Source organism: Azospira sp. MPR-LB4 (assembly GCF_058809525.1).
In genome coordinates this window covers 1,384,656-1,400,549 of record NZ_CM179521.1, presented here as the reverse complement: position 1 = coordinate 1,400,549, position 15,894 = coordinate 1,384,656, and the positions used below count along the sequence as shown (strand labels likewise).

Annotated in this window: 14 protein-coding genes and 1 pseudogene; 2 read left to right on the top strand and 13 right to left on the bottom strand. The window is 69.8% G+C overall.

Translation table 11 applies throughout. The features are described 5' to 3' along the window. Positions 1 to 37: 37 nt before the first annotated feature. From AC3QLZ_RS06355 to AC3QLZ_RS06295, 13 genes and pseudogenes are all read right to left on the bottom strand, one after another. Complete coding sequence (locus tag AC3QLZ_RS06355) at positions 38 to 2,257, bottom strand: chemotaxis protein CheA (RefSeq protein ID WP_492783529.1); 2,220 nt, start codon at positions 2,255 to 2,257, stop codon at positions 38 to 40. Then, positions 2,254 to 2,568 (bottom strand): STAS domain-containing protein, encoded by a 315-nt coding sequence (locus AC3QLZ_RS06350; RefSeq protein WP_014238481.1) that lies wholly within the window; start codon positions 2,566 to 2,568, stop codon positions 2,254 to 2,256. Before AC3QLZ_RS06350 ends, AC3QLZ_RS06355 begins: the two co-directional genes overlap by 4 nt. 10 nt (positions 2,569 to 2,578) lie before the next feature. Further along, the gene (locus AC3QLZ_RS06345) at positions 2,579 to 2,947 is read right to left on the bottom strand and encodes a response regulator (protein ID WP_014238480.1); all 369 of its coding nucleotides are present in this window, start codon (positions 2,945 to 2,947) and stop codon (positions 2,579 to 2,581) included. Between the two features lie 295 nt (positions 2,948 to 3,242). Next, positions 3,243 to 3,542 (bottom strand): annotated as a pseudogene (locus tag AC3QLZ_RS06340) (methyl-accepting chemotaxis protein); the annotation flags it as partial. Between the two features lie 557 nt (positions 3,543 to 4,099). Beyond that, positions 4,100 to 4,459 carry a response regulator gene (locus tag AC3QLZ_RS06335; RefSeq protein ID WP_130459035.1) on the bottom strand — a complete coding sequence of 120 codons (360 nt, stop codon included), beginning with the start codon at positions 4,457 to 4,459 and terminating at the stop codon, positions 4,100 to 4,102. Positions 4,460 to 4,698: 239 nt separating this feature from the next. Further along, the gene (locus AC3QLZ_RS06330) at positions 4,699 to 5,328 is read right to left on the bottom strand and encodes a response regulator (protein ID WP_014238477.1); all 630 of its coding nucleotides are present in this window, start codon (positions 5,326 to 5,328) and stop codon (positions 4,699 to 4,701) included. Then, complete coding sequence (locus AC3QLZ_RS06325; protein WP_492783528.1) at positions 5,325 to 6,494, bottom strand: ATP-binding response regulator; 1,170 nt, start codon at positions 6,492 to 6,494, stop codon at positions 5,325 to 5,327. Before AC3QLZ_RS06325 ends, AC3QLZ_RS06330 begins: the two co-directional genes overlap by 4 nt. Positions 6,495 to 6,590: 96 nt before the next feature. Beyond that, positions 6,591 to 7,937, bottom strand: coding sequence for a sigma-54-dependent transcriptional regulator (locus AC3QLZ_RS06320; RefSeq protein ID WP_492783527.1), 1,347 nt, complete (start codon positions 7,935 to 7,937; stop codon positions 6,591 to 6,593). Further along, a complete protein-coding gene (locus tag AC3QLZ_RS06315) occupies positions 7,930 to 8,289 on the bottom strand; it encodes a 5-carboxymethyl-2-hydroxymuconate Delta-isomerase (protein WP_492783526.1) in 360 nt (119 codons plus the stop codon). The genes AC3QLZ_RS06320 and AC3QLZ_RS06315 overlap by 8 nt, the downstream gene beginning before the upstream one ends. Before the next feature lie 19 nt (positions 8,290 to 8,308). Then, the gene (locus AC3QLZ_RS06310) at positions 8,309 to 10,141 is read right to left on the bottom strand and encodes a sensor histidine kinase (protein WP_492783525.1); all 1,833 of its coding nucleotides are present in this window, start codon (positions 10,139 to 10,141) and stop codon (positions 8,309 to 8,311) included. A gap of 142 nt (positions 10,142 to 10,283) precedes the next feature. Then, a complete protein-coding gene (locus AC3QLZ_RS06305; RefSeq protein WP_205231443.1) occupies positions 10,284 to 11,075 on the bottom strand; it encodes an ABC transporter ATP-binding protein in 792 nt (263 codons plus the stop codon). A gap of 132 nt (positions 11,076 to 11,207) precedes the next feature. Continuing rightward, a complete protein-coding gene (locus AC3QLZ_RS06300) occupies positions 11,208 to 12,026 on the bottom strand; it encodes an ABC transporter permease (RefSeq protein ID WP_416243948.1) in 819 nt (272 codons plus the stop codon). 4 nt (positions 12,027 to 12,030) lie between these two features. Next, on the bottom strand, positions 12,031 to 13,017 hold the full coding sequence (locus tag AC3QLZ_RS06295; RefSeq protein ID WP_492783524.1) for an ABC transporter substrate-binding protein: 987 nt from the start codon (positions 13,015 to 13,017) through the stop codon (positions 12,031 to 12,033). A 335-nt stretch (positions 13,018 to 13,352) separates the two neighbouring features. Between AC3QLZ_RS06295 and AC3QLZ_RS06290 the strand changes: the two genes are divergently transcribed. Both AC3QLZ_RS06290 and AC3QLZ_RS06285 read left to right on the top strand, forming a co-directional pair. Next, the gene (locus AC3QLZ_RS06290) at positions 13,353 to 14,903 is read left to right on the top strand and encodes a tetratricopeptide repeat protein (protein ID WP_492783523.1); all 1,551 of its coding nucleotides are present in this window, start codon (positions 13,353 to 13,355) and stop codon (positions 14,901 to 14,903) included. Between the two features lie 85 nt (positions 14,904 to 14,988). Further along, positions 14,989 to 15,846, top strand: a complete 858-nt coding sequence (locus AC3QLZ_RS06285; protein WP_492783522.1) for a transporter — start codon at positions 14,989 to 14,991, stop codon at positions 15,844 to 15,846. Positions 15,847 to 15,894: the final 48 nt, after the last annotated feature.

The following is a 15,894-nucleotide window of genomic DNA, read 5'->3' as shown; positions in this document are numbered from 1 at the left end:
AAATCGGTCTGTGGATGTGGCGTCGTGGGGGCTGAATCTAGGCAGGCTGTTCGCTGCCGATGGCTTGGCCGGCGTTGCTTTCGCCCAACAAGCGGGCTTCCCGGCCGCTGGCGTCGTGCACCAGGGTGGGTACGTCGAGAATGAGGGCCACCTCGCCGGTGCCGAGGATGGTGGAACCGGAGAAGCCGCGCAGGTGGCGGAAGATCTGGCCGAGGGGCTTGATCACGGTCTGGAACTCGCCCAGCAGGCGGTCCACCACCAGGCCGGCCCGGCGGTTGCCGTACTGCACGATGACCACGTTCTCCCGCTGGCTGCTTTCCCCTTCCAGGTTGAGCAGGTTGCGCAGGCGCAGGCAGGGCAGGGCCTCGCCGCGCAGGTCCAGGTAGTGGCTGCTCTGTCCCCGGCTCTGCAGGCGCTCCCCGTCGGGCAGTTCCATGCATTCCTGCACCAGGTCCAGGGGCAGGACGAAGGCGCTGTCCGCCACCTGGATGAGGAAGCCGTCGATGATGGCCAGGGTCAGGGGCAGGCGGATGCGCATGGTGGTGCCCACGCCCTCCTGGCTCTCGATGTCGATGCTGCCGCGCAGGGCGCTGATGTTGCGGCGGACCACGTCCATGCCGACGCCGCGGCCGGAGAGGTTGGTGACCTGCTCGGCGGTGGAAAAGCCGGGCTCGAAAATGAGGTTGAAGACGTCCCGGTCGGTGAGGCTCTGGCCCGGCGCCACCAGGCCCCGGTCCATGGCCTTGGCCAGGATCTTGTCCCGCTTCAGGCCGCCGCCGTCGTCGGCCACCTCGATGACGATGCTGCCGGACTCGTGGTAGGCGTGGAGGCTGAGGCGGCCCTGGGCCGGCTTGCCCCGGGCCAGGCGCTCTTCGATGGATTCGATGCCGTGGTCCATGGAGTTGCGCACCAGATGCATGAGGGGGTCGCCGATCTTTTCCACCACGGTCTTGTCCAGCTCGGTCTCGGCGCCGGTGATGACCAGCTCGATGTCCTTGCCCAGTTCCCGGGAAACGTCCCGCACCACCCGGGGGAAGCGGTTGAAGGATTCGCCGATCTCCACCATGCGCAGGGACAGGGCCCGGTCCCGGATCTCCTCCACGTGGCGTCCCACCTGGGCCATGGCCTCGATCAGGGCGGTGTCGCCGCTACGCTGGGAGAGCAGGGTGGCGGAAGCGCCGGCAATGACCAGTTCCCCCACCTGGTTGATCAGGTCCTCCAGCTTTTCCGCATCGACGCGGATGAAGCGGGTGGCGGCGGAGCGGTTCTCCCGCCCTTTCGCCTGCTTTTCCAGGGCGGCCTGGACCACGGGGGCGGGAATGCCGTCTTCCTGGATCAGCATCTCCCCCAGGGCCGGCGGGGCGGCCTGGCGCTGCCTCTCCAGGGCCCGCTCCAGCTCGGCCTGGCTGAGGGCGCCGCTGGCCACCAGGATCTCGCCCAGGCGCTCCAGCCCTTCCGGCGCCTCGGCGATGAGCTTGAGGTAGTCGTCGATGGAACTGCGGGGCGGCAGGAGGGTGATGCGGCAATCGTCCCGGACGAAGTCGAAGGTGCTGTCGATGGCTTCCCGGCTGGCCTCGCTGCGGAAATCCAGCTCGAAGCCCAGGTAGCAGCTTTCCGCGTCCATGGCTTCCGGCGCCGGCATCTGCTGCCACAGGGTGGTGATGTGAGCGATTTCCCCCAGGGTGCCGAGATAGCGCAGGAAGGAGGCCGGGTCCATGCCGTTCTTCAGGACTTCGGGGCCGAAGCGCAGGGAGATGTGCCAGGCATCGTTATGCACCGGGTCCGCCACCTCGCCGGCGGCCGGCACTGCGCTCGGCGGGGCCTGCCGGGGGCTCTCGGCCTGGGAGGCAGAAGGGGCGCCGCTGCTGGCGATGCATGCCTGGAGACGGGCCAGCAGGGCGGGCCTGCGGGCTTCCTGGGCGGCGGTGTCGGCCACCTCCTCGCCGGCGATCTGGTTGATGAGGAAGCCCAGGTAGTCGCTGCACTCCAGGAGCAGGGCGATGAGGTCCCCGTCCACCGCGACGCGGCCGTCCCGCACCAGGTCGAGCAGGGTTTCCGCTACGTGGGCGAAGGCCACCAGCTGGTCCAGGCTGAACAGCCCGGCCGAGCCCTTGATGGTGTGGATGGCGCGGAAGGTGGCGGAGATGGCCTCCCCGTCCCGCGGGTCCCGTTCCAGGGCCAGCAGGGAATCCTCCATGCCCAGCAGCAGTTCCCGGGCTTCGGCGACGAAGGTCTGCAGGACGTCATCGGTACTCACGACGGCAGCTCCCCGTTGTTGTCGAGACCGAAGGTCTGGTGCAGGTCGTACAGCTCGAACATGGTGTTGACGGCCGGATGCAGGGCCACCAGGCGCAGGCTGCGCTGCTGCATCTGGGCCTGGCGCAGGACCAGCAGCAGGAGCTGGACGCCGACGCTGTCGATCTCATTGACCTGGCTCAGGTCGATCTCCACCCGGGGGCCGGCACACAGGGCCAGCAGCTCGTCCTTGATGCCGGCGTCGTAGATGGTGAATTCGCCCTGCAGGGCAAGGTGCATGACGCCGTCGGCGGAATGGGTCTTCATCTCCATGGCGCGCTCCTCAGGGCATGACCAGCTTGGTCACGGCGGTGAGCATCTGGGCCGGCTGGAAGGGTTTCACCACCCAGGCCTTGGCCCCCGCCGCCTGACCCCGTTGTTTCATGCTGTCGCCGGCTTCGGTGGTGAGCATGATGACCGGGGTGAAGCGGTGTTCCGGCAGCTTCTTCAGCTCGGTGACGAAGGTGATGCCGTCCATCACCGGCATGTTCACGTCGCTGATGATGAGGTGCACCTTCTGGCCCTTGAGCTTGTTCAGGCCGTCCTGGCCGTCGCAGGCTTCCAGGGTTTCGTAGCCGGCGCCCTTGAGGGCAATGCTGACGACCTGGCGCAGGGAGGCGGAGTCGTCGACGATGAGAATTGTCTTTGCCATGGGGGCGGTCCTAAAAGAAGGTGATGTCGGAGTCGGCCGGTGCCTGGCTGCTCTTGCCGCCATGCACGGCGTGCTGCTCGGCCGTGGTGTAGGTGCTGGCCAGGTTGTCCAGCCAATCCTGGGCGTCCAGGTGGTCCGGCCCGGTGGCCAGGTGCCGCTCCAGCCTTTCCATGTCCTGGCGGACGTGGCCCAGCATCTGGCCGATGCGGTCCTGGAACTGGAGGGAGACCAGGGATTCGGCCACTTCCTGCTGGATGCCCTGGTGCTGCCGGCGCAGGGTGTTGGCGGTGTCCGCCAGGTCGCCGGTGACGCGCTGGAAGCCTTCGAGGATTCCCGCCACCGAGTGCTGGGCCTGGCCCAGGGCCTGCTCGTCGGCCAGGGCGCCCTGGTCCGCCGCCTGCAGGGCGCCGTGGATGGCCTCGTTGACCAGCTGCACCTTGTCGGCGATGCGCCGGCCGGTGCCGGCCGATTCGTTGGAAAGCTCCCGTACCGCGTCGGCGACCACGGCGAAGCCGCGCCCCGCATCGCCGGCCCGGGCCGCCTCGATGGCGGCGTTGAGGGCCAGCAGGTTGGTCTGGCCGGCGATGCGGCCGACCCCCTGGGCCATGGCATCCAGTTCGTCGGTGAAGGCGGCGAGGCGGCCGATCTCTTCCAGCATGCGGCGCTTGTTGGCCAGCAGCCCGGCCAGGGTGGCGAGCAGGGCGTCCAGTTCCCGGCGGCTGTGCTCCAGGGTCTGCAGCAGGTTGCCGCCCACCGAGGCGTCGGAGGCCCGGGCGCTGGCCTCCAGGCCGTCCACGATGCCGGCGAAGCGGGAGGAGAGGGCGGCGATGGCCGTTTCCGTCTGCTCGCCGACCAGGGTCAGCTGCTTGCGCCAGATGGGCAGGATGTGGCCCTCGATGCTATGTACCTGGGCGGTCAGTCCCGCCTGGCGCTGGCGCTCCTCCGCCTCGCCCCGGGCACCGGCCGCCAGGGCTGCGGCCAGCCGTTCCTGCAGCAGGCGGCTGTGCTGCCGGACGTACCAGGCGCCGGCTGCCCCGGCGAGCGCCAGCAGCAGGGCGCCGCCGATGCCGCCGGCCGTGCTGCCGCCCTGGCCCAGGGACCAGGCGGCGCCGGCCAGTCCCAGGCCGAGCGGGGTCCAGGTGGTGGCGGCGCTCATTGGCGGGCCTCCGCCAGGTGGCGCACCGTACTGGCCAGGGGTTCGAAGTCGGAGGACTTGTCGAAGAAGAAATCGGCGCCGGCCGCGGCGCAGCGGCGGCGGAAGCCGGGGTGGTTGGTGAAGATGGCGACGATGGTGGCCGGCGCTTCCAGCTTCACCTTGCCCAGCAGGGACATGCCGCTGCCGTCGGCCACCTCGATGTCCAGGATCAGCAGTTCGGGGCGGAACAGGCGGAAATGGCGCAGGCCGATGTCGATGCGATCGGTGACCACCGTTTCCACCCGGGGCAGGTCGGCGAATGCCAGGCGCAGCCGTTCGCTGACCAGCTTCGAGTCTTCGACGATGAGGATTTTCATGGCGCTTGTCCGTGGCGTGCTGCGATGGGTGTATTTCACGCCAGACGCCAAAGCGCCGCCGTCGGCAACGGCGGAATGTGACTTAGGGCAAGTCTGATTCGGGGGTCAGGTAAACCCTACAAGGGGAGTGCCCGCGGCTGCGGGCCGGGCCGGCCATGCCGGGGGTGGGAGGGGAAGCGGGAAGGAAGCGGGGAGGAAGGCGTGAAACGGGCAGCGCAACGACAGGGCGGAGGCGGGGCCTAGGGCCGGCCCAGGCCGTGGCGCAGGGCGTAGCGCACCAGTTCGGCATTGTTGTCGATGCCGAGTTTCTGCATGAGCCGGGTCTTGTGGGTGCTGACGGTCTTGGCGCTGACGTGCAGCCGTTCGCCCACGGCGGCCAGGGCCAGGCCCTGGCTGAGCAGCTGCAGCACCTCGAATTCCCGGTCGGAGAGGGCCTCGTGGGGCGGCGCCTCTTCCGGGGCGCCGAAGACCATGGCGTCCACCAGGGCCGGGTCGATGAAGCGGCCGCCCCTGGCCACCTTGCGGATGGCCGCCAGGAGAATGGCCGGGTCGCTGTCCTTGGTCACGTAGCCGCTGGCGCCGGCGCGCAGGGCCCGGGACACCAGCTGGCTCTCGTTGTGCATGCTGAGGACGACGACGGGGACCTCCGGCGCTTCCGTATGGGCGCGGCGGATCAGGTCCAGGCCGCTGATGCCGGGCATGGACATGTCCATCAGCAGCAGGTCGATGCCGCCCTGGCGCAGCCGGGTCAGGACCTCGCTGCCCTGGCTGGCCTCGCCGGCCACCTCCAGGTCGGCTTCCGTGGCCAGGAGCTGCTTGAGGCCGCTGCGTACGATGCTGTGGTCGTCGGCCAGCAGGATGCGGATCATGGCAACTCCTCCGCCAGGGGAATGGTGATGTGCAGGCGGGTGCCCCGGCCCGGGGCACTGTCGATGCGCAGCTTGCCGCCCAGGGCTTCCAGGCGCTCGCCCATGCCCAGCAGGCCGAAGGAGTTGCCGCCCACCTGGCTGGGGTCGAAGCCCTTGCCGTTGTCGGCGATCTCCAGGCGGATGTGCTCCGCCTCCAGGCTCAGGCCGATGTCCACCTGGCTGGCCTCGGCATGGCGGGTGACGTTGGTGAGGGATTCCTGGACGATGCGGAAGAGGGTGGTGGCCCGGCTGTCGTCCAGGGGAATGTCGTCCCCGGCCAGCAGGTGGCAGGCGATGCCGGTGCGCTGGCGGAATTCCTCGGTGAGCCATTCCAGGGCCGGCAGGATGCCCAGGTTGAGCACCGCCGGACGCAGCTGGGAGGCCACCTGGCGCATCACCCGCACCGCCTCCTCCACCAGGTGCTGCATGGTGTCCAGGCGCTGGCCGATGGCCGGCGGGGCGTCGCCCAGTTCCCGTCGCAGCAGGGTCAGGTCCATTTTCAGGGCGGTCAGCAGGGAGCCCTGCTCGTCGTGGATTTCCCGGGCGATGCGCTTGCGCTCCTGCTCCATGGCGGCTTCGCCGTGGGCGGCCAGGTCCCGCAGCTGCTGCCGGGATTCGAGCAGTTCCTGGGCCATGCGGCGGCGTTCGGTGATCTCCTCGCTGAGGTGCCGGTTGGCCACTTCCAGTTCCGCCGTGCGCTCCTGCACCCGCAGTTCCAGGGTGCGGCGCAGGGCCCGCAGGGTCAGGTGGGTGGTGACCCGGGCCTGCACTTCCTCGCTCTTGATGGGCTTGCCGATGTAGTCCACGCCGCCGCTGGAAAAGGCCTGGATGCGGTCCTCCACGGCGCTGGCGGCACTGATGAAAATCACCGGAATGTCCCGGGTGGCCGGGTCGGCCTTGAGCTTGGCGCACAGCTCCAGCCCGCTCATGTCGGGCATGCGGATGTCCAGCAGCACCAGGTCCGGCTGCAGGCTGTCGAGGGCGGCCAGGGCCTGGGCCCCGTCGGCCACGGCGTGCACCGTGTGGCCGTAGCGCTGCAGCAGCTGGGTGAACAGATGGCGGTCCAGGGCGGAATCGTCCGCCAGCAGGATGGTGCCGGTGATGCCGTTGTCGAATCGCGCAGGCACGGGAGCCTCCCGGTTTGCGGCCCTGGGGGGGCGCTTCTTGTGCCACCCATTTTGACGGCATCGGACCGGGCCCGGCAAGGGCCCCGGCCGGCGGCTTCAGCGGCGGAAGGTGTCGGCGGCGATCTGCAGGCGGGCCAGCTTGTCGTAGAGGGTCTTCTTCGGCAGCTGCAGGCGCTCGGCCGCCAGGGCCACATTGCCGTGGCAGGCCGCCAGGGCGGCCTCGATGAAGCCCTGTTCCGCCAGCTCCAGGCGCCGGGCCAGGGGCAGCTCGGCCCCCGGGGCGCTGCCCGCCGGGGATGCCGCCTGGGGCTGGTCCAGGCCCAGGCAGAAGCGCTCCGCCGCGTTCTTCAGCTCCCGCACGTTGCCCGGCCAGGGCTGGGCCTGCCAGCGGGCCAGTTCGGCCGGGCCCCAGGCCGGCACTTCCCGGCCGAAGCGCTGGGCCGCCTGCTGCAGGAAATGGCCCATGAGCAGGGGAATGTCCTCCTGGCGCCGGCGCAGGGGCGGCAGGTCGATGCTGACCACGTTGAGCCGGTAGTAGAGGTCGGCGCGGAACTGGCCGGCCTCGGAGAGGGCCTTGAGGTCGGCCTTGGAGGCGGCCACCACCCGGCAATCCACGGCCACCGGGGCGTTGCCGCCGAGGCGCTCGATGCTGCGCTCCTGCAGGGCCCGCAGCAGCTTGACCTGGAGGTTGAGGGGCATGGACTCGATTTCGTCGAGGAACAGGGTGCCGCCGTGGGCGTATTCGATCTTGCCGATGCGCCGCTTGCCGGCGCCGGTGAAGGCTCCCGCCTCGTGGCCGAACATCTCGCTCTCGAAGACGCTCTCGGGCAGGGCGGCGCAGTTGATGGCGACGAAGGGGCCGCGCCGGCCGGAGGCGCTGTGGATGGCCCGGGCCACCACTTCCTTGCCGCTGCCGGTCTCGCCGTTGATGAGGATGTCCACGTCGGTGGGGGCCAGGGCCGCCACCAGGCGGCGCACCTCCTGCATGGCCGGGGTCTGGCCGATCACCGGCAGGCCGTCCTGGGTCGGCAGGGCTTCCTTGAGGCGCCGGTTTTCCAGCAGCAGGGCCCGCTTCTCCAGGGCCTGGCGGGTGACCCGCACCAGATGTTCGGAAGTGAAGGGCTTTTCGATGAAGTCGTGGGCGCCGTCGCGCATGGCCTGCACCGCCATGGCCACGTCGCCGTGGCCGGTGACCAGGATCACCGGCAGCTCCCGGTCCAGCTGGCGCAGCTCCCCCAGCAGGGCGATGCCGTCCCTGCCCGGCAGGCGCACGTCGCTGACCACGGCCCCGGGCAGTTCGGCGGCCAGGGCCGCCAGGGCCCCTTCGGCATCGGCGAAGCTGCGCACCTCCAGGCCGGCCAGGGTCAGGGCCTGGGCGCTGCCCATGCGCACCGCCGGATCGTCCTCGACGAGAAAGACCGGCAGGGCGGCGGCCTCAGACACGGCGGCTCTCCTTGGCGTAGCTGGCCCGGTCGATCTCGAACAGCTCCACGCACAGCTGCAGTTCGGTGCCCGGGGCCGCCTGCACCAGGGGCGAGAGGGCGGCCAGCAGGCTGTCCGCCAGCTGCTTCCTGGTGTCGATGCTGCGCCCCGGCATGAGGCTCAGCTTGGCATGGGCGAAGGCCCGGGGCGTGGCGGCGGTGCCGACGCAGAATATCTCCAGGGCCAGGGCCCGGCTCTTGATGTCGGCTTCCTCGAAGAGGCCGGAGTCGGCCAGGCAGCAGTTGAGGGCGGCGAGGCTGGCGGCCGGGTCCAGGGACAGGTTGGCGCTGTATTCCAGGGTCAGGTGGGGCATGGCGTGGTTCCGGGGCGGGTCAGGCGGGGGTGGGGTTTGGCTGGGTGCCGCTGGCGGCTTCCAGGATGATAGCGAATTCGGCGCCGCCTTCCGGCCGGTTGCTGCCCTCCAGGCGGCCGCCGAAGCCTTCGACGATGGCCAGGGAAATGGCCAGGCCCAGGCCCAGGCCTTCGCCCACGGGCTTGGTGGTGTAGAAGGGTTCGAACAGGTGGGCCAGGACCTCCGGCGGCAGGCCCGGGCCCTCGTCGCGGATGGCGATGCGCACCTGGGAGCCCCGCCGTTCGGCCTGCAGGTGCAGGCGCGGCGCCGGCCGCTCCTGCATGGCGTCGAGGCCGTTGCGCAGCAGGTTCACCAGCACCTGCTCCAGGCGGGTGGTGTCGGCCAGCACCGCCAGTTCCGGGGCGATGGGAGCCACCTGGATGGCGGCCTGCAGTTCCCGGCGCCGCGGTTCCAGGATCAGCAGGGCGTTGTCCACGGCCCGGGCCACGGGGACCGGGCTCTTTTCCGCCGGGCCCTTGCGCGAGAAGGACTTGAGCTGGGTGACGATGCGCCCCAGGCGGGCGGTGAGCTGGCGGATCATGGCCAGGTTCTCCCGCACTTCCTCCAGGCGGCCCAGGTCCATGAGGGCCACGGCGTTGTCGGAGAAGGTCTGCAGGGCGGCCAGGGGCTGGTTCAGTTCGTGGCTCATGCCGGCGGACATCTGGCCCAGCACCGCCAGCTTGCCGGCCTGCACCGCCGTGTCCCGGGTCTGGTGCAGGATCGCCTCGGCCTGCTTGAGGGCTTCCACCTTGCGGGTCAGGTCGGCGGTGCGTTCGGCGATGGCCGCCTCCAGGGCGGCATGGGCCTGGTGCAGTTCGGCCCGGCGCTTGCGGAGCAGGTTCTGGTGGGCCGCCAGGGCCAGCACGAAGGCCAGGGCGAAGGCGGCGGTGAAACCGGCGCCGAGGGCGCTGCGGCGGGCTTCCGCCGGGTCGGTGAGGAGCACCACGCGCCAGCCCTGGTGGCCCACCGCCTGGCTTTCCATGAGCAGGTCCCGGGGGCGCCGGTCGGTCACCGCCAGGCGCACGCTGCCGTCTTCCAGGGCCCGGTCGCTGATGAGGGGTTCCAGGGGGCTGTCGCCGTACTTGCGGCTGGCCGCCAGCCGTTCCCGGGCCAGGGGGGAGAGGGGGGCCAGGGTGCGGTAGCGCCACTCGGCCTTGGGGGCGAGGAAAATGACGCCCTCGTCGTCGGCCAGCAGCACGGTGTCGCCGCTCCTGGCCAGGGCGGATTCGAAGGGGGCCAGGTTCACCTTGATGGTGACCACGCCCTCGATGGGGCCGTGGCTGCCGTCCCGCACCGGGGCGGCGAGGAAGTAGCCCGGCTCGCCGGTGGTGGCGCCGACGCCGTAGAAACGGCCCAGGCTGCCCTTGATGGCTTCCCGGAAATAGGGGCGGAAGGCGTAGTTGTGGCCGACGAAGCTGCCCGCCTTGTCCCAGTTGCTGGCGGCCAGGGTGTGGCCGCGGCGGTCGATGAGGTAGGCGGCGCTGATCTCGGCGCCGCTCTGGGCGGTCTTCAGATAGGCGTTGGCGGCCTTGGCCTGGGCGCTGCCGGCGGGCTGGGCCAGCAGTTCGTGCAGCTTGTGCTCCAGGGCCAGCAGGCCGGGCAGGGCCTCGTAGCGGGCCAGGGTGGCTTCCAGGGAAAGGGCGTAGAACTCCAGACGGCGGGCGGCGTTCTGCCGTTCGCCATCGAGGAAAATGGTCAGGGCCACCCGGTAGGCGAGCCAGCCGAAGACCAGGCAGGCGGCGAGCAGGGCGGTGCCCAGCAGCAGCCGGCGGCGGCTGGAGGTGGCGGGGGCGGGCAGGGGCGGCAGGGACACGGTGGATGGGGGCGCGGTCAGGGTTGGGAGGCAGCCGCCTATGCTAATGCCCGGACCCGGCGGCGGCCAGACGCAAAGGAAGGGAGACGGAAAATCTGGGGAAAAAAACGGGGGACGGTAGCGCCGCCCCCCGCGGCGGTGCCTAGTCCACCGCCGCCAGCTTCAGCTCGTCGGCAGCGTGGCGCTGCTGCTCCTCCATCACCAGGCGGCCCAGCTCCCGCTTCAGCTCGTTGAACTCGTGGCTGGAGGGGTCCCGGGGCCGGGGCATGGTGACGTACTGGTCCCGCTTGATGGTGCCGGGGCGGTAGGTCATGACCACGATGCGGTCCGCCAGGTAGATGGACTCCTCGATGGAGTGGGTGACGAAGAGGATGGTCTTGTTCAGCTTTTCCCAGATGCGCAGCAGCTCGTCCTGCAGGTTGCGCCGGGTGAGGGCGTCGAGGGCGCCGAAGGGCTCGTCCATGAGCATGATGGGCGAATCCAGGGCCAACACCCGGGCGATGGCCACCCGCTGGCGCATGCCGCCGGAGAGGTCCTTGGGGAAGCGGTCGCGGAAGTCCTTCAGGTGCAGCAGGTCCAACAGCTGGTTCACCGTCAGGTCGATCTCGGCCTTCTCCTTCTTCTGGATCTGCAGGCCGAAGGCGATGTTCTGGGCCACGGTCATCCAGGGGAAGAGGGCGTATTCCTGGAACACCATGCCCCGGTCCGGGCCCGGGGTGAGGATCTTCTTGCCCTCGATGACGATCTCGCCGGCCGAGGGCGGCTGGAAGCCGGCCACGGCATTGAGCAGGGTGGATTTGCCGCAGCCGGAGGGGCCCAGCAGACAGACGAATTCGCCCTGCTTGACGGTGAGGTTGATGTCCTTGAGGGCGGTGACGTCGCCGCCGGGGGTCTTGAAGACCTTCTGCACGTTGTTGATGAGGATGTCGCTCATGCTGCCTCCGCAGGGCCGCCCCAAGGAGGCAGCCGTCGTTGATCTGGATGTCCGGCGCCCGGGCGGGCGGCGGGCTGAACTGCCGTCACCCCCTGCCGTGGGCAGGGGGGCGGGGGGATGGTCCTGGCCAACTTAGTGCTCCAGGCCGCGGTGCCAGCGCAGCAGGTGGTTGTTGAGGCGGCTGACGGCGGTGTCGATGGCCAGGCCCAGCAGGCCGATGGTGATCATGCCGGCGATGATCTTGTCCGACCACATGAACTCCCGGGCTTCCAGGATGCGGAAGCCGAGGCCGTCGTTCACCGCGATCATCTCGGAGACGATCACCACGATGAAGGCGGTGCCGATGCCGATGCGCACCCCGGCCAGGATGTAGGGGGTGGAGGCGGGCAGGATCACCCGGGTGAACATGGTCCAGTAATTGACCCCCAGGTTGCGGGCGGCCCGCAGGTAGATGCCGTCCACGTGGCGCACCCCGGCGATGGTGTTCATCAGCACCGGGAAGAAGGCGCCGATGGCGATGAGGAAGAAGGACGGCGGGTTGCCCAGGCCGAACCACAGGATCGCCAGCGGGATGTAGGCGATGGGGGGGATCGGCCGCAGGATCTGCACCAGGGGGTTGAACAGGTCGTAGATGCGGTGGTTGGCACCCATCACCAGGCCCAGGGGCAGGGCCAGGCCGGCGCCGATGATGAAGCCGACGATGACCCGGTAGAGGCTGGAATAGGCGTCGTGCAGCAGCTCGCCGGAAATGAGCCAGGTGAAGTAGCTGCCGCTGCCCGGGACGTAGTCCTGGGTCGGCAGCAGGTAGGCCCACCATTTCACCGCCACGGCGCTGGGGGAGGGCAGCAGCACCTCGGAGAAGAGGCCGGCCCGGGAGCCTGCCTCCCACAGGATCAGCACCAGCACCGGCACCAGGGCGCCGTGGGCGAAGGCTTGCAGTTTCTTCAGCATGGCCTTACTTCACCTTCAGTTCGGTCTTGGCCTTCTGCAGCAGGTCCAGCTTGACCCACTCGGCGGCCTTGGGCGGCTTGGCCATGCGGCCGACGCCGTATTTCTGCATGAAGGAGGTGGTGATGTCGATGTGCTCGGGGGAAACGTCGTAGGTGTAGTCGGCGTTGTCCATGGCGTCCTTGAAGTCCTGGGAACTGATCTGGCCCTTGAACATCTGCTCGCGCACGTACTTCTCGGCCAGGGCCATGTCCTTGTTGAACAGGGCGGTGGCTTCGACGAAGCACTTCATGACCCGCTGGGCCACGTCCTTCTTCTCGTTGTAGAGCTTCTCGGTCATCACCAGGAGGCGCACCGGCTCGCCCATGGCGGTGTTGTAGGGCTTCATGATCTCCACCCCGAACTTCTTGTTGAGGGCCTGGGAGGACTGGGGCTCGGACTGGCACATGGCGTCGATCTGCTTGGCGGCCAGGGCCTGGTTGAGGTCGGCGAAGGCGAGGAAGACGATCTGCACGTCCTTGCCCGGCTTGTCGGACCAGGTCAGGCCGGCCTTTTCCAGCTCGGCGTAGAGCAGCAGCTCGTGGGCGCCGCCCCGGGTGACGCCCACCTTCTTGCCCTTGAGGCCCTGGATGTCCCTGATGCCGGTATCGGCGCCGGCCACCAGGCGGGCGCCGCCCTTGGCGAAGCCGGCCACGGTATAGATGGGCACGCCGTTGGCGCGGCCGGAGATGGCGCCGTCGGAGGCCAGGGCGGCGATGTCCACCTCACCGGCGACGATGGCCGGCATGATGTCCGGGCCCTTGGGGAACATGCGTTCCTCTACCTTCAGGTCGTACTTGGCGCACAGCTCCTTCATGTAGGACACGGCGCCGTAGTGGGCGAACTTCAGGTTGCCCAGGCGCACCACGTCCTCCGCCCGGGCCGGCGCGGCGGCCAGCAGGGCGGAAGCACAGAGGGCGGTGACGGCCGCAGCCAGAACTTTGCGTTGTTGCATGGAAGTCTCCTCACAGGGTGGATGTCCCCGGCGGCAGTGCCGGGTTGTGAGACTCCTGTTTGCAGGGACCGTGCCATCTGCCGGAAAAGTTTGCAGGCGATTGTTTTTGCAGAGATTTGGCCTGGCATTGGGGTGCTGCGCCTCCCCGAGCTTTCCGGAAAATCGCACGCCCGGGGGCGGTCGTTCTGGGATTCCGCACGGGGCTGGCCGTTGTCTTAACCCGGATTTGCCCGGGGCTTAACCCGTATTTACATCCCCCGGGCCAAGAATGCCCCGGTGGCGTCCCGGCGCAGCCGGCGGCGCCGGTCATGGCAAGCACGGGGAGCCGGCAACGCATGTCGCACATCGACGGACTGGAACAGATCATCGCCCTGGTGGGGCGCAGCGCCAGCCTGCGCCAGGAAGGCCGCACCGAGGCCGCCCTGGGCTGCCTGCAGCAGGCCCTGGCGGTCAATCCCCGGCTCTACCCCCTGCACCTCAACTGTGCCCGCCTGATGGCCGAGCTGGGCTGCTACGAGGAAGCCATCGCCGCCTACGGCCGCTACCTGCGCGACGCCCCGGACGACGGCGAGGCGGCGGCCCAGTGTCGCCAGCTGCAACAGGAGGCGGAGGAGCACTATGGCACCCTGCTGGAGATCGACCGGGACAACGTGGATTTCCATGTGCTGCGGGGCAACATCCGCCTCGGCGCCGGCCGGGCGGCTGCCGCCCTGGCCGACTTCGACCAGGCCCGCCGGCTCGATCCCCGCTGCTGGGGTCTGGAGGCCCGCCGGGGTGCGGCCCTGGTCGCCCTGTATCGGCACGAGGAAGCCCTGGCGGCCCTGGACCGGGCCCTGGAGCGGGAACCGGGCAATCTCCAGGTGCGCCTGCAGCGGGGCCGGGTGCTGCAGGCCCTGGGCCGCTGGGAGGCCGCCTTCGCCAGCTACGAGCAGTTGCTGTGCTTCCATCTCGACCACCCGGAGGCCCTGGTGGAGCAGGCCCACTGCTGCTTCGCCCTGGGGCGCTGGCGCGAAGGCTGGCAGCGTTACGAATGGCGCTGGGAAACCCGGCAGATGGCCGACGCCTGGCTGCCCAGCAATGCTCCCCTGTGGCTGGGCCGCCATTCCCCCGAGGGGCGGACCGTGCTGCTGTGGGCCGAGCAGGGCCTGGGCGACACCCTCCAGTTCCTGCGCTACGTGCCCCGGGTGGCGGCCCTCGGCGCTCGGGTGCTGTTGCTGCTGCCGCCGTCCCTGGCCGCACTGGCTGCCAGCCTGGGGCCGGGAATCGAGGTGCTGCCGGCGCCGGCCGAGCTGCCGCCCCACGACCTGCACTGTCCCCTGCTCAGCCTGCCCCTGGCCCTGGGCCTGTGCCGTCCCGAAGAAGGGCCTGGGACGCCCTATTTGCGGGCATCCCCGGAGCGTGCCGCCAGGATGCCCGTCCTGCCTGCCTTCCAGGGCATGCGCATCGGCCTGGTGTGGTCGGCCAAGGCCGACGGCGATGCCGGCCGCAACCTTGCCCTGGCGCAATTGCAGCCCCTGCTGGGGCCGGGGCGCCGCTTCTATTGCCTGCAGCAGATGATCCCCGCCGCCGACCAGGAAACCCTGGCCGCCCTGCCCCAGCTGCAGCGGGTGGATGAATGGCTGGAGGACTGGGCCGACACCGCCGTCCTGGTGCAGCAGCTGGATCTGGTCATCAGCGTGGACACGGCGGTGGCCCATCTGGCCGGCGCCATCGGCCGCCCCTGCTGGCTGCTGCTGCAGCACGGCGGTGAATGGCGCTGGGGCCGGCAGGGGGCGGCGACTCCCTGGTACGCCAGCCTGCGCCTCTTCCGCCAGCCGGCCTGGGGCGACTGGGACGGCGCCGTGGCCCAAGCGGCGGCCGCCCTGGCGGACTGGCGCGGGGGCTGAGCGCGGCTGCCGGCTTCGGGCTAGTCCTGCCCTGGGGAAGGCCCTAGCTTGCCTATCCGGGGGCCTTTCGCCACACTTGCGCGCCATGCGCAAACTCACCTACCTCGCCCTGCTGCTGCCCAGCGCCGCCGCCTGGGCCATCGACCTCCAGCCGGGGGACCTGCAGGTGCCGCCCTCCGGCACCAGGATGATCCAGCTGGCCTACCAGGACAGCGACCGGGGCGACATGTACGTCCGCGGCCGCAAGATGCCCGGCGAGCCCAAGGTGACCCTGTCCCAGACCCAGCTGCGCCTGGGCGCCACCTTCGACCTGGGCGGCATGCCCGCCTTCTCCTATCTGCAGCAGTCCGTCGGCAGCCTGCATCCGGGCGGCACCCTGGCCAGCCTGCCGGGGGCTTCGGGCTTCGGCGACACCACCATGCTGCTGGCAGTGTGGCCCTATGCCAACCATGCCAGCCAGACCTATTTCGCCGTGGGCGGCTACCTGACCCTGCCCACTGGGGATTACCAGGCCGGGCGCGTCCTCAACATGGGCAGCAACCGGGTCAGCACGGCCCTGCAGGTCGGCCTGCAGACCGCCGTGCTGCGCAATCTGCACTGGATGGGCGCGGTGGACGGCGTGCGCTCCGGCACCAACAAGGAATTCGGCCCCCTGCGCCGGGAGCAGGACCAGGAGGTGCTGTACACCGCCCAGACCGGCCTGCGCTACGACATCAATGCCACCTTTGCCCTGGCCGCCACCTATTTCTACACCTGGGGCGGCGAGACCCGGGTGGCGGGCGTGGCCCAGAACGACCGCACCCAGCTGGAGCGCTACCAGCTCACGGCGATTGCCAACTCGCCCGTCGGCAAGCTGTCCCTGCAATACGGCGGTGATTTCCGCACGGAAAACGGCCTCCTGGAAGACCGGCGCTGGGTGGTCCGCCTGACCCGCTTCTTCTGAGGCGGGGCCGGCTCTGCCGTCAAGGGAGGGGGCAAACGCAGGACAAAG

Coding starts and splice junctions, on each gene's coding strand:
- AC3QLZ_RS06350 (WP_014238481.1), bottom strand. CDS start 2,568: ATGGAGATGAAGACCCATTCCGCCGACGGCGTCATGCACCTTGCCCTG.
- AC3QLZ_RS06345 (WP_014238480.1), bottom strand. CDS start 2,947: ATGGCAAAGACAATTCTCATCGTCGACGACTCCGCCTCCCTGCGCCAG.
- AC3QLZ_RS06335 (WP_130459035.1), bottom strand. CDS start 4,459: ATGAAAATCCTCATCGTCGAAGACTCGAAGCTGGTCAGCGAACGGCTG.
- AC3QLZ_RS06330 (WP_014238477.1), bottom strand. CDS start 5,328: ATGATCCGCATCCTGCTGGCCGACGACCACAGCATCGTACGCAGCGGC.
- AC3QLZ_RS06315 (WP_492783526.1), bottom strand. CDS start 8,289: ATGCCCCACCTGACCCTGGAATACAGCGCCAACCTGTCCCTGGACCCG.
- AC3QLZ_RS06305 (WP_205231443.1), bottom strand. CDS start 11,075: ATGAGCGACATCCTCATCAACAACGTGCAGAAGGTCTTCAAGACCCCC.
- AC3QLZ_RS06300 (WP_416243948.1), bottom strand. CDS start 12,026: ATGCTGAAGAAACTGCAAGCCTTCGCCCACGGCGCCCTGGTGCCGGTG.
- AC3QLZ_RS06295 (WP_492783524.1), bottom strand. CDS start 13,017: ATGCAACAACGCAAAGTTCTGGCTGCGGCCGTCACCGCCCTCTGTGCT.
- AC3QLZ_RS06290 (WP_492783523.1), top strand. CDS start 13,353: ATGTCGCACATCGACGGACTGGAACAGATCATCGCCCTGGTGGGGCGC.
- AC3QLZ_RS06285 (WP_492783522.1), top strand. CDS start 14,989: ATGCGCAAACTCACCTACCTCGCCCTGCTGCTGCCCAGCGCCGCCGCC.